Source organism: Mycolicibacterium wolinskyi, assembly GCF_002101965.1.
GTDB lineage: Bacteria > Actinomycetota > Actinomycetes > Mycobacteriales > Mycobacteriaceae > Mycobacterium > Mycobacterium wolinskyi.
The window spans coordinates 61,474-74,430 of the sequence record NZ_LQQA01000005.1; the positions used below are offsets into that span (position 1 = coordinate 61,474).

The following is a 12,957-nucleotide window of genomic DNA, read 5'->3' on the forward strand; positions in this document are numbered from 1 at the left end:
TTCGATGCCAATGGTATCGAAAGTGGAAAACTCGGTGGCAGCGGGGCCTTTCACGCCGATGGCCCTTGGTCCGTTGACGCTCAAGAACCGATTCGTCAAGGCCGCGACATTCGAAGGCGTGATGCCGCTCGGGCAGGTCACCGATGCGCTCGTCGACTTCCACGTCGAGGTCGCCAAGGGCGGTGCGGCGATGACGACCGTCGCATACTGCGCGATATCGCCCGGCGGCCGGGTGCATCGCGACACGATCGTGCTGGACGCCGAGCGCGCCCGGGCGCTGCGCCGGCTCACCGACGCGGTACACCGCGAAGGCGCCCTGGCCTGTGCGCAGATCGGGCACGCCGGCCTGGTGGCCAACACCCTGTCCAACCGCACGCCCTCGCTCGCACCGAGCACCCGGGTCAGCGCGCCCGCGATGGGCCTGGTGCGGGCCGCCACGCCCGAACAACTCGAGAAGGTTGTGGGACAGTTCGGAATCGCGGCCCGCAACGCCGTCGAGGCCGGGTTCGATGCCATCGAAATCCACATGGGCCACGGCTATCTGCTGAGTTCGTTCTTCAGCCCCAATCTCAACAAGCGGACCGACGCCTACGGCGGAACCACCGCGCGGCGGGCCGAGCTGGCCCGGCGGGTGGCCGAAGAGGTCCGCACCGCCGTCGGCGAAAGCGTCGCCGTGACAGCCAAATTCAACATGGACGACGGCGTCGGCGGCGGATTCTGGCTCACCGACAGCCTGCCGACCGCCCAGTTCTTGGAGGCCGACGGTCACCTGGATGCGCTGCAGTTGACCGGCGGTAGCTCCCTGCTCAACCCGATGTATTACTTCCGCGGCCCGGTACCCCTCGACGAGTTCATCGCCTCCCAGCCTGCCGTGGTCGGACTGGGTTTGCGGGTGCTCGGCCGGCGGCTGTTCCGGGAGTACCCGTTCGAAGAGGCGTTCTTCCTGCCGCTGGCGCGCCAGTTCCGGGAGGCCTTGACGATGCCGCTGATGCTGCTCGGCGGGGTCAACGCGTTGGCGACGGCGCGCGACGCGGTCGCCGACGGATTCGAATTCGTCGCGATGGCCCGTGCGCTCCTGCGAGACCCTCAGCTGGTCAACCGCTTTCGCGGGCACGAGGCCACCTCGGGCCTGTGCGTGCACTGCATGAAATGCATGCCCACGGTATACAGCGGCACCCGCTGCGTGGTGCGCGGCTAGCGCGCGATCGCCCACACCGGGTCGGGGCATTCGGTGCCCTCGGCTGACAGCTGGCGCTTGATCACCTTGAAGGTCTCCGTGCGGGGCAGTGCGGTACCGACCCGCACGTAGGACGGCCACTGCTTGGGCCCGAGGTCGGTCTGCTCATGCAGAAACTGCCGGAACTTGTCCGGATCGAACTCCGTGCCTGCGGCGAGCACGAGCGCGGCCATCACCCGATCACCGACTGCCGGGTCGGGGATCGGGTACACCGCGGCTTCCACGACGTCGGGATAGCGCATCAGAATACGTTCGATCGGTGCGGTGCCAAGGTTTTCGCCGTCGACGCGCATCCAGTCGCCGAGCCTGCCTGCGAAGTACACGTAGCCGTCCTCGTCGCGGTACGCGAGGTCGCCGGTGTGGTAGACGCCGCCTGCCATTCGCTGCGCCTCGGCGTCGGGATCGTTGTAGTAGCCCCGAAACCAGCCGCGCCCAGTGGGATTCACGAGCTCCCCGACGACCCCGGGTGGGCACGGCTCGCCGGTCTCCACATCGACGATGGCGACCTCATCGGTCAGCGGGCCCAGTGAACCCTCCGGGGTGCCCGGGGCCCGGGCGATTGCCACACCGCCTTCGGTCGAACCGAAGCCGTCGACCACCACGACGCCGAATCGCTTCGCGAACCGGTCCAGGTCTCGCGGCGCACCCTCGTTGCCGTACAGGATCTTCAGCGGATTGTCGGCGTCGTCCGGCCGCGGTTCGGTCGCCAGGATGTAGGACAGTGGTTTGCCGACATAGTTCGCGTACGTCGCACCGTACCGGCGCACGTCGTCGATGAATCCCGACGCGGAGAACTTGCGCCGCAACGCGATCGAGGCGCCCGCCGCGACCGCGACGGCCCAACCCGCCATGATCGCGTTGGAATGGAACAGTGGCATCGACAGATAGGCGGTGTCGGCGGGGCCGAGTCCGAACCGGTCGGCCAGCATGCGGCCGGGAAACGCCACCTTGTCGTGGGTCACCCGGACCGCTTTGGGCTCACCGCTCGTGCCGGACGTGAAGATCAGCATGAACAGGTCGTCGGGCGACGGGTCGGCGAAGGCCACCGGGGTGCCCGCATGTGACGCGAGTTCGGCTGCCCAGCCTTCCGATTCGACGTCGATGTAGTCGACACCCGGCGGTACGAGGCCGGCATCGTCGGCCAGCACGAGCTGGCAATCGGCCCGTTCGATGTCGCGGATCAGCGCATCGCCGCGCCGGGTGGGGTTGAGCCCCACGGGCACCAATCCGGTCAACCCGGCCGCCACCAGCAGGCTGGAGAAGAACGGCGTGTTGCCGAGCAGCACCCCGACGTGCGGTGGCCGGGCTTCAGCCTGTTGTCCTCCTCGCGTGCGGGAGTCCAGCCGGGCCCGGAGCGCCGCGGCCACCTGCGCGCCTGCCGAGATGTGGTCGGCCCAGCTGACGAACGAATCACCTTCGTGGATACCGCGGTCGGTGACGTCGGCCAGCGGGGCCAACAGTTCGGTGACGGTCGGGCCGGTCACTTCAGGCAGGCGTGTCGGCGAGTTCACGTCCGATGCGCAGAAGCTGACCGGTGGCCCCGCCGAGCGCGAACTCGGTCTGCTTGGCGGCCAGGAAGTACCGGTGCACCGGGTGATCCATGTCGATGCCGACCCCGCCGTGCACGTGCACCGTGGTGTGGGCGACCCGGTGGCCTGCCTCGGCGGCCCAGAAGGCGGCGCTGGCGACATCGATGTCGGCCGGAAGGTCCTCCGACAGCCGCCACGCGGCCTGGGTGAGCGTGAGCCGCAGCCCCTTGATGTCGATGTACCCGTCGGCCAGCCGCGACGACACCGCCTGGAAGCTGCCGATCGGACGGTCGAACTGCTCACGCTCGCGCGCGTACTCGGCGGTGAGCTCCAATGCCCGCTCGAGAACCCCGAGTTGATACGCGGTCCGGCCCAGCGCCGCGTGCGTCGTCAGCCAGTCCGTGACCTCCGCGCCGCCGACGACCCGGCCGTCGCCGACCGGGGTGCCTTCCAATTCGAGAAGCCCGACGCTGCCGCGCCCGGTCGTGTCGAGCGCGCTGACGGTAACTCCCGGGTCATCGGCGGCGACCACGAAAACGCTCATCCCCGAACCGGTTTCGGCCGGGACGAGGAACGCGTCGGCGACCGGGCCGAAACCCACGAGCGTGCGGGTACCGGTGAGCCGGCCGTCTGTGGCCTGCACCGGGCCCTGGCCCATCTCGCCGTCGAGCGCCACCGCGAGGATCTTCTCGCCGGCCACCGCAGGGACTGCCCACTGCGTGCGCAGCTCGTCGGAACCGAACGCCGCGAGCGCGCCCGCGCCGAGGATCACCGAATCCAGATACGGCACGGCGGCGAGCTGGCGGCCGAGCGCGGTCAGCACCGCGGTCTGCTCCAGCACGCCGAAGCCGCCGCCGCCGACGGATTCGGGGGCAGCGGCCGAGAGCACGTCGGCCTCGACGAGTTTGGCCCACAGGTCACGGTCGAATCGTTGCTCCAGACCGTCGAGCTTGCGCTGGTGTTCGGGCGTGCACACTGACTCGGTGATCGTGCGCACCAGGCCGCCGAGGTCGGTGGCCGCTTCCGTGGTCTTGAAATCCATTGGTGTGCCGTCCTTACCGGTTCACTCGGGGCAGGCCGAGCGCGACCATGCCGATGATGTCACGCTGAATCTCGTTGGTGCCGCCGCCGAATGTGAGGATCAGCGCGGACCGGTGGAACCGTTCGATCCGCCCGCGCAGCAGTGCGCCGCGGCTGTCGGCGCGCAGCGTCGCCGATGTGCCGAGCACCTCCATCAGCAGGCGGTACGCCTCGGTCGCGAGTTCGGTGCCGTACACCTTGGCCGCCGACGCGTCGGCGGGGGAGGGGGCCGCGTCCTGCGCCGAAGCCAGTTCCCAGTTGATGAGCTTGAGCACCTCGGCCTTGGCGTGCACCCGAGCCAGGTTGAGCTGCACCCACTCGGAGTCGATCAGGCGCTTGCCGTGCACGTCCTTGGTGTTCTGCGCCCATTCGCGCACACCGTTGAGCGCGACGTAGATCGGCTGGGCCGAGACCAGCGCGACGCGTTCGTGGTTGAGCTGGTTGGTGACGAGCTTCCAGCCGGCGTTCTCCTCGCCGACCAGGTTGCTGACCGGCACGCGCACGTCCTGGTAATAGGTGGCGCTGGTGTCTACGCCGGACATCGTGTGTACGGGCGTCCACGAGAAGCCCTCGGCGGTGGTCGGCACGATCAGCATCGAGATGCCGCGGTGCTTCTTGGCCTCGGGGTTGGTGCGCACCGCCAGCCACACGTAGTCGGCATACGCGATCAGGCTCGTCCACATCTTCTGACCGTTGATGACGTAATCGTCACCATCGCGGACCGCGGTCGTGCGCAAGGCCGCGAGGTCGGTACCCGCGCCGGGTTCGGAATAGCCGATCGAGAAGTGCAGCTCGCCCGCGGCGATCTTGGGCAGGAAGAACTTCTTCTGCTCCTCGGTGCCGAAGTGCATGATCGTCGGCGCGACGCTGTTGATGGTCAGGAACGGCACCGGCGCGCCCGCGATGGCCGCCTCGTCGGTGAAGATCAGCCCGTCCATGGGCGGGCGGGCCTGACCGCCGAACTCCTTGGGCCACGACAGGGTCAGCCAGCCGTCCTTGCCCATCTGTGCGACCGTGTCGCGGTAGACATTGCCCCGGCCCATCTCGCCCTCCGACGAGTTCAGCGCTTCGACCCGGTCGGGGGTCATCAGTTGGGAGAAGTAGGCGCGCAGCTCGCGGCGCAGCTCCTCCTGCTCGGGGGTGTAACCGATCCGCATCCGCTGCATCCTCACTGCTTGTTAGACCTGACTTCCCACCCGGTTGTAACACGTTCTAGTCTTGGGGTCCAGGCCGGTATTGGGCCGGTGGTGTTCATGCCGGGTCGTATTCTGTGGCTGCGTGCCCCCAGCCCGGCGCACGCACACGTCGTGAGGAGGTCGTCATGCGAGTTGAAGTTGACCGTGATCGCTGTGAAGGTAACGCGGTGTGCGTGGGAATCGCCCCTGATCTGTTCGATCTCGATGACGAGGACTACGCCGTGGTCAAAGCCGACCCGGTCCCTGCCGACCAGGAGGAACTGGCCGAGCAGTCTGTCGCCGAATGCCCGCGGGCAGCCCTGATCCGGAAAGACTAGAGGTATTCATAAATTGACGACGAACAGCAGCGCTGACGCCCAGATCGATCTGTCCGGAAAGGTCGCCGTGGTGACCGGTGCGGCCGCCGGGCTGGGCCGGGCGGAGGCGATCGGGCTCGCCCAGGCGGGCGCGACCGTGGTGGTCAACGACGTGGCCGGCGCGCTCGACAAATCCGACGTGCTCGACGAGATCGCCTCGGCCGGCTCGAAGGGTGTCGCCGTGGCAGGCGACATCAGCCAGCGCTCGACCGCCGACGAGCTCGTCGCGACCGCCGACGGTCTCGGCGGGCTCAACATCGTCGTCAACAATGCCGGTATCACTCGCGACCGGATCCTGTTCAACATGACCGACGAAGAGTGGGACGCCGTCATCGCGGTCCACCTGCGCGGCCATTTCCTGCTCACCCGCAATGCCGCGACCTATTGGCGCGCGCAGGCCAAGGCCGGCGACGGGACGGTGTACGGCCGCATCGTCAACACCTCGTCGGAGGCCGGCCTGTCCGGTCCGGTCGGCCAGCCGAACTACGGCGCCGCGAAGGCGGGCATCACGGCGTTGACGCTGTCGGCGGCCAGGGCGCTCGAGCGGTTCGGGGTGCGGGCCAATGCCATCGCGCCGCGGGCCAGGACCGCGATGACGGCCGACGTGTTCGGGGACGAGCCCGAGCTCGCCGACGGGCAGGTCGACCCATTGTCGACCGACCATGTGGTGACGCTCGTGCGGTTCCTGTGCTCCCCGGCGTCGGAAGCAGTGAACGGTCAGCTGTTCATCGTTTATGGTCCAACTGTCACCTTGGTCGCGGCGCCCACGGCGGAAAAGCACTTCACCGCGAACGCCGACGCGTGGGCTCCGGCGGACCTCGGTGCGACGTTGCACGAGTACTTTGCTGATCGTGACCCGGAGCGTGGATTCTCGGCGACCGAGCTGATGATGTCGCGAGACTGACAGTCTCGGTTGTCAGGGCTCGGCGGCCGTTAGAACACGTTCTAGAACGTGCGCTGGGCAACGTGCTCTGAACTGGGAAAACAATGTAGTTTTCCTATGATTTGCTGTTCTTTGACACTGCGAACGTGTTCTAGTTAGTATGATCCGGCTCACTACGAGCCACGTAAGACCAAGGGGTGGGAGGGCCGCCACGGCGCGCGGTCACCGAACTTTCGCCAACGCAAACTGTGCAAAGTTGGCGGTCAGTCGAACGACCACCCCGCCCACCTGAGAACGGAGCTGAGGTTGATCGAACAGCTTGCGGCTCCGGCCCGGGCCGTGGGCGGTTTCGTCGAGATGTCCTTGGACACCTTCGCCAAGATCTTCCGCCGACCGTTCCAGCTCAAGGAATTCCTGGATCAAACGTGGATGATCGCGCGCGTGTCGCTCGTGCCGACGCTGCTGGTTGCGATCCCGTTCACCGTTCTGGTGGCGTTCACCCTCAACATCCTGCTGCGTGAGATCGGTGCCGCCGACCTGTCGGGCGCAGGCACCGCGTTCGGCACCATCACCCAGCTCGGCCCGGTCGTGACCGTGCTCGTGGTCGCGGGTGCCGGCGCGACGGCCATCTGCGCCGACCTCGGTGCGCGCACGATTCGTGAGGAAATCGACGCCATGCGGGTGCTCGGCATCGACCCGATCCAGCGTCTCGTGGTGCCGCGGGTGCTGGCGTCGACGTTCGTCGCCCTTCTGCTCAACGGTCTGGTGTGCGCGATCGGTCTGTCCGGTGGCTATGTCTTCTCGGTGTTCCTGCAGGGCGTCAACCCCGGCGCCTTCATCAACGGGCTGACCGTGCTGACCGGCCTCGGTGAGCTGGTGCTTGCCGAGATCAAGGCCTTGCTGTTCGGGGTGGTCGCCGGTCTGGTCGGCTGCTATCGAGGGTTGACCGTGAAGGGCGGTCCGAAGGGTGTCGGCAATGCCGTCAACGAGACGGTGGTCTACGCATTCATCTGCCTGTTCGTCATCAACGTCATCATGACGGCCATCGGGGTGAGAGTGCTGGTCCGCTGATGAGCGCTTGCGCGAAGAAGAGACAACTATGAGTTATGACGCCACTCTTCGCTTCCGCCGCCTGTTCCGCGGCGTGCCCAAGGTCGTCGACACCGTCGGTGAGCAGGCGCTGTTCTACGGCGAGACGATGCGCTACATCCCCAACGCGGTCACTCGCTACCGCAAGGAGACCATCCGCCTGATCGCCGAGATGACCCTCGGCACGGGCGCGCTGATCATGATCGGCGGAACCGTCGGCGTCGCCGCGTTCATGACCCTGGCCTCCGGCGGTGTGATCGCGGTGCAGGGTTACTCGTCGCTGGGCAACATCGGCATCGAGGCACTGACCGGCTTCCTGTCGGCGTTCCTCAACGTCCGCATCGTCGCGCCCGTCATCGCCGGAATCGCGCTCGCCGCGACCATCGGCGCGGGCGCGACCGCGCAACTCGGCGCGATGCGGGTGGCCGAGGAGATCGACGCCGTCGAATCGATGGCCGTCCACGCGGTGTCCTATCTGGTGTCCACGCGGTTGATGGCCGGCCTGATCGCGATCGTGCCGCTGTACTCGCTGTCGGTGCTGGCCGCGTTCTTCGCCGCACGCTTCACCACGGTCTTCATCAACGGACAGTCCGCGGGCCTCTATGACCACTACTTCAACACGTTCTTGATCCCCAGTGACCTGTTGTGGTCCTTCCTGCAAGCCATCGTCATGTCGATTGCGGTCATGCTCGTACACACCTACCGGCGGCCCGGTCGGCGTCGGCATCGCGGTCGGTCAGGCCGTGCGGACCTCGCTCATCGTCGTGGTCACCATCACCTTGCTCATCTCCCTGGCCGTCTATGGCGCGTCCGGCAACTTCAATCTTTCCGGGTAGGGCGGGATGTCGAACGGAAGCGCGAAACGCAGCCACGTCAGGATCGCCGCCGCGATCCTGGCCGCCATCGTGCTGGCCGCGGTGGTCTTCACCTACCTGTCCTATACCGCGGCGTTCACGCCGACCGACACCGTGACCGTGACCTCGCAGCGCGCCGGTCTGGTGATGGACCGCGACGCCAAGGTCAAGTACCGCGGTATCCAGGTGGGCAAGGTCTCCGACATCGAATACGCCGGCAACGAAGCCAAGCTGACGCTGTCGATGAACCGCAACGAGCTGCGCTACATCCCGTCCAACGCCACCGTGCGGATCGCGGGTAACACGGTCTTCGGCGCCAAGTCGGTCGAGTTCCTGCCGCCCGATGAGCCGAAGGAAACCTCGCTCCGACCGGGCACCAACGTCGCGGCCAAGGACGTCCAGCTCGAGGTCAACACGCTGTTCCAGACGCTGTCGGATGTGCTCAACAAGATCGATCCGGTCAGCCTCAACGCGACGTTCACCGCACTCGGCGAAGGGTTGCGCGGCAACGGCGACGACCTCGGCGCGGCCATGAGCGGGCTGAATTACTACCTGCAGCAACTCAATCCGAAGTTGCCCACGCTGCAGGACGACCTGGCCAAGACCGCCGTGGTGGCCAACATCTACGGCGACGCCGGGCCCGACATCGCCCGCGTGATCGACAACGTGCCCGCGCTGAACCGCACGATCATCGACGAGCAGGCCAACCTCAACGCCACGCTGCTGGCCGCGACCGGGCTGGCCAACAACGGCACCGCGACGCTGGAACCGGCCGCCGACGACTACATCGCCGCGATCCAGCGGTTGCGTGCCCCGCTGAAGGTCGCCGGCGACTACTCGCCGGAGTTCGGCTGCATCCTGCAGGGTGTTTCGATCGGTGTCGACCGGTTCGCGCCGATCATCGGCGGCATCCGGCCCGGTCTGTTCGTGGCGTCCAACTTCCTGCCCGGTGCACCGGCCTACACCTACCCCGAGAGCCTGCCGATCGTGAACGCCTCCGGCGGCCCGAACTGCCGTGGCCTGCCGAACATTCCGTCCAAGCAGTTCGGCGGCAGCTGGTATCACGCTCCCTTCCTGGTCACCGACAACGCCTACGTTCCGTTCCAGCCGAACACCGAACTGCAGTTCGACGCACCGGCGACGTTGCAGTTCCTGTTCAACGGCGCGTTCGCGGAAAGGGATGACTTCTGATGCGTCGCGATCGGACCATGCTCAAGGTCAGCGTCTTCACCGTCGCCATGCTGCTGGTGGCGGCGATGCTGGTCGTGGTGTTCGGCGAGTTCCGCTTCGCCGCGGGCAACGGCTATCACGCCACGTTCAGCGAGGCGTCGCGCCTCAAGGCCGGCCAGGACGTCCGCATCGCCGGGGTGCCGGTCGGCACGGTCAACGCGGTGAAGCTCAACCCGGACAACACCGTCGACATCGAGTTCGACGTCAACAAGCGCTATCAGCTCTACACCTCCAGCCGGGCCGTGGTGCGTTACGAAAACCTGGTCGGCGACCGGTATCTGGAGATCACGTCCGGACCGGGTGAACTGCGCAAGCTGCCACCGGGCGGCACGATCGCGCTGCAGAACACCCAGCCCGCCCTGGATCTGGACGCGCTGCTCGGCGGTCTGCGACCGGTCCTCAAAGGGCTCGACGGCAACAAGGTCAACGAGGTCTCCAACGCCGTGATCGAACTGCTGCAGGGGCAGGGCGGTGCGTTGTCGAATCTGCTGACGAGCACGAGCGCGTTCACCCAGAACCTGGCCGCGCGCGATCAGCTGATCGGTGACGTGATCACCAACCTCAACACCGTGCTCGGCACCGTCGACGAGAAGGGCGCCCAGTTCGACGCCAGCGTCGACGAACTGCAGAAGCTCATCACGGGGTTGGCCGAAGGGCGCGATCCCATCGCCGGGGCGATCGCGCCACTGGCGTCGGCCGAGAACGACCTGACCGCAATGCTGGAGGCCTCGCGCCGGCCGATCCAGGGTGTCATCGAGAACGCCCGGCCGCTCGCGCAGCGCATGGACGAGCGCAAGGGCGACATCAACAAGGTCATCGAACCGCTTGCGGAGAACTACCTGCGGCTCAACGCACTCGGTGCGTACGGCTCGTTCTTCAACATCTACTACTGCTCGATCCGGATGAAGGTCAACGGACCGGCAGGCAGCGACATTCTGATTCCGTTCGGCGGCCCGCCGGACCCGTCCAAGGGGAGGTGTGCACCGAAAGATGGCTAACTCACGTGAGTCGAATCCCTTGCGCACCGGGGTCCTCGGCATCTTCGTGGTGACGTGCCTGGTGCTGGTGTCGTTCGGGTACACCGGGCTGCCCTTCTACCCGCAGGGCAAGCCGTACGAGGCGTACTTCAGCGACGCCGGCGGCATCAACCCCGGCAACGACGTGAACGTCTCGGGCATCACCGTCGGCAAGGTCACCGGAGTGGCGTTGGCCGGTGATGCCGCCAAGGTCAGTTTCACCGTCGACCGCAACATCAAGGTCGGCGACCAGTCACTGGTCGCCATCAAGACCGACACCGTGCTCGGCGAGAAGTCGCTCGCGGTCACCCCGAAGGGTTCCGGCTCGCAGACCGTCATCCCGTTGGGGCGCACCACGACTCCCTACACCCTCAACACGGCTCTGCAAGATCTCGGACAGAACGTCAGCGATCTCGACAAGCCGAAGTTCGAGCAGGCCCTGCAGACCCTCACCGACACGCTGCGCGACGCCACGCCACAGTTGCGGGGCGCGCTCGACGGTGTGGCCAACCTGTCGCGGAGCATCAACAAGCGCGACGAGGCGCTCGAGCAGCTGCTGATGCACGCGAAGCGCGTGTCGGATCTGCTGGCGCAGCGCGCCGGGCAGGTCAACCAGCTCGTCACCGACGGCAACATGCTGTTCGCCGCGCTCGACGAACGCAGGCAGGCGCTGAGCAACCTGATCGCCGGCATCGACGATGTGTCCAAACAGCTTTCGGGATTCGTCGCCGACAACCGCCGCGAGTTCAAGCCGGCCCTGGAGAAGCTGAACCTGGTGATGGACAACCTGCTGGAACGTCGCGAGCACATCGGCGAGGCGCTCAAGCGCTTGCCGCCGTACGCGACCGCACTCGGCGAGGTCGTCGGCTCGGGGCCCGGCTTCCAGATCAACCTGTACGGTTTGCCGCCCGCGGCGATGTCCGAGGTACTGCTGGACACCTACTTCCAACCGGGCAAACTGCCGGACAGCCTCGCCGACATGTTGCGCGGTTATATCTCCGAGCGGACGATCATTAGGCCGAAATCGCCATGACCCAAGACAATTCGGTGTCCAGCCGCAGTCGCTGGCTTCGTATCGGACTGGCCGCCCTGCTGCTGGTGACCCTGGCGGTCGGGGTGTTCCAGGTGTGGCCGTCGCGGGTCGGTCACAAGCTGACCGCCTACTTCACCAACGCGGTCGGGCTGTATCCGGGCGACGAGGTGCGCGTGGTCGGCGTGCCGGTCGGCAAGATCGACTCGATCGAGCCGAGGCCGTCCGACGTCAAGATCACGATGACCATCGACGACGGCGTCAAGGTGCCCGCCGACGCCAAGGCCTTGATCATCGCACCGAACCTGGTGTCGGCCAGGTTCATTCAGCTCACCCCGGCCTACACCGAGGGCGACGTCATGGCCGAGGGCGCGTCGATCGGCCTGGACCGCACGGGCGTTCCGGTCGAGTGGGACGAGGTCAAAGAGCAGCTGACCCAGCTCAGCACGCAGCTCGGCCCGCAGCAGGGCTCGGTTCAGGGCCCGCTTTCGCAGTTCGTCAACCAGGCCGCCGACACGTTCGACGGCAACGGCGACTCGTTCCGCAATGCGTTGCGCGAGCTGTCCCAAACGGCTGGGCGACTGGGCGATTCGCGTGCGGATCTGTTCGGCACGATCAGGAATCTGCAGGTTCTGGTCGACGCGCTGTCCAACAGCAACGAGCAGATCGTGCAGTTCACCAACCATGTGGCGTCGGTGTCGCAGGTGCTGGCCGACAGCTCCAGTGGGCTGGACTCGACGCTGGCCACGCTCAATCAGGCGCTCAGCGATGTCCGTGGCTTCCTCGACGAGAGCAACGACGCGCTCATCGCGCAGGTGGGCAAGCTCGCCGACTTCACCCAGATACTCACCGACCACAGCGACGACATCGAGCAGATCCTGCACATCACGCCCAACGGCCTGGCGAACTTCTACAACATCTACAACCCGGCCCAGGGCACCGTCGGTGGTCTGCTCTCACTGCCCAACTTCGCGAACCCGGTGCAGTTCATCTGCGGCGGCACGTTCGACACCGGTGCCAACCCGGACAACTACAAGCGGGCCGAGATCTGTAGGCAGCGCATGGGTCCGGTGCTCAAGCGCATCACGATGAACTACCCGCCGTTGCTGTTCCACCCGATCAACAGCATCACGGCCTACAAGGGCCAGATCATCTACGACACCCCGGAGACCGAGGCCAAGTCGGAGACGCCGGTGCCGTACCTGCAGTGGCAGAACGCCCCTGGTGTGACGCCGCCGCAGATCCCGCCGGACGCGTCGCTGAGCTCGCTGATCCTGCCGCCCGACCCGGCTGCGGCGGCGCCGGGTGCGCCTGCCCTTCCGCCACCGACGAGCTCGCACATGGGCGGACCTGAGGCGCCGGCCCCTGGCCCCGCCCCCGATCCGGCCGCACCGCTGCCCCCGCAGGCAGGAGCCGGCGGATGACCTCATCGATCACAAGAGGTAAAGCGTTGGGAA

The 12,957-nt window shown here is 66.7% G+C and carries 11 protein-coding genes and 1 pseudogene; 9 read left to right on the forward strand and 3 right to left on the reverse strand.

Annotated features, from left to right (window positions below; translation table 11 throughout):
- The first annotated feature begins 4 nt into the window (after positions 1 to 4).
- Positions 5 to 1,198, forward strand: coding sequence for an NADH:flavin oxidoreductase (locus AWC31_RS02165; protein WP_110774875.1), 1,194 nt, complete (start codon positions 5 to 7; stop codon positions 1,196 to 1,198).
- Here the strand turns inward: AWC31_RS02165 and fadD17 are convergent.
- The 3 genes from fadD17 to AWC31_RS02180 are packed head-to-tail and all read right to left on the reverse strand — an operon-like array spanning position 1,195 to position 5,003.
- Positions 1,195 to 2,748 carry a long-chain-fatty-acid--CoA ligase FadD17 gene (fadD17, locus tag AWC31_RS02170; RefSeq protein ID WP_234816686.1) on the reverse strand — a complete coding sequence of 518 codons (1,554 nt, stop codon included), beginning with the start codon at positions 2,746 to 2,748 and terminating at the stop codon, positions 1,195 to 1,197. The two genes, AWC31_RS02165 and fadD17, sit on opposite strands and share 4 nt — an antisense overlap.
- Positions 2,723 to 3,808 carry an acyl-CoA dehydrogenase family protein gene (locus tag AWC31_RS02175; RefSeq protein ID WP_085142330.1) on the reverse strand — a complete coding sequence of 362 codons (1,086 nt, stop codon included), beginning with the start codon at positions 3,806 to 3,808 and terminating at the stop codon, positions 2,723 to 2,725. Before AWC31_RS02175 ends, fadD17 begins: the two co-directional genes overlap by 26 nt.
- A 13-nt stretch (positions 3,809 to 3,821) precedes the next feature.
- Complete coding sequence (locus tag AWC31_RS02180; protein WP_067846747.1) at positions 3,822 to 5,003, reverse strand: acyl-CoA dehydrogenase family protein; 1,182 nt, start codon at positions 5,001 to 5,003, stop codon at positions 3,822 to 3,824.
- A gap of 164 nt (positions 5,004 to 5,167) precedes the next feature.
- Between AWC31_RS02180 and AWC31_RS02185 the strand changes: the two genes are divergently transcribed.
- The 8 genes and pseudogenes from AWC31_RS02185 (at position 5,168) to AWC31_RS02220 (ending at position 12,924) form a co-directional block, all read left to right on the forward strand.
- Complete coding sequence (locus tag AWC31_RS02185) at positions 5,168 to 5,359, forward strand: ferredoxin (RefSeq protein WP_067846743.1); 192 nt, start codon at positions 5,168 to 5,170, stop codon at positions 5,357 to 5,359.
- A gap of 13 nt (positions 5,360 to 5,372) precedes the next feature.
- Positions 5,373 to 6,302, forward strand: a complete 930-nt coding sequence (locus tag AWC31_RS02190; protein WP_085142332.1) for a 3-oxoacyl-ACP reductase — start codon at positions 5,373 to 5,375, stop codon at positions 6,300 to 6,302.
- A gap of 285 nt (positions 6,303 to 6,587) precedes the next feature.
- Positions 6,588 to 7,352 (forward strand): MlaE family ABC transporter permease, encoded by a 765-nt coding sequence (locus tag AWC31_RS02195; protein ID WP_067846736.1) that lies wholly within the window; start codon positions 6,588 to 6,590, stop codon positions 7,350 to 7,352.
- A gap of 28 nt (positions 7,353 to 7,380) precedes the next feature.
- Positions 7,381 to 8,206, forward strand: a pseudogene (locus tag AWC31_RS02200) (MlaE family ABC transporter permease).
- A gap of 6 nt (positions 8,207 to 8,212) precedes the next feature.
- A complete protein-coding gene (locus AWC31_RS02205) occupies positions 8,213 to 9,415 on the forward strand; it encodes an MCE family protein (RefSeq protein ID WP_085142334.1) in 1,203 nt (400 codons plus the stop codon).
- Positions 9,415 to 10,452 carry an MCE family protein gene (locus AWC31_RS02210; protein ID WP_067846727.1) on the forward strand — a complete coding sequence of 346 codons (1,038 nt, stop codon included), beginning with the start codon at positions 9,415 to 9,417 and terminating at the stop codon, positions 10,450 to 10,452. Before AWC31_RS02205 ends, AWC31_RS02210 begins: the two co-directional genes overlap by 1 nt.
- Positions 10,445 to 11,503 (forward strand): virulence factor Mce family protein, encoded by a 1,059-nt coding sequence (locus tag AWC31_RS02215; protein WP_085142336.1) that lies wholly within the window; start codon positions 10,445 to 10,447, stop codon positions 11,501 to 11,503. The genes AWC31_RS02210 and AWC31_RS02215 overlap by 8 nt, the downstream gene beginning before the upstream one ends.
- Complete coding sequence (locus AWC31_RS02220) at positions 11,500 to 12,924, forward strand: MCE family protein (protein ID WP_085142338.1); 1,425 nt, start codon at positions 11,500 to 11,502, stop codon at positions 12,922 to 12,924. The genes AWC31_RS02215 and AWC31_RS02220 overlap by 4 nt, the downstream gene beginning before the upstream one ends.
- Positions 12,925 to 12,957: the final 33 nt, after the last annotated feature.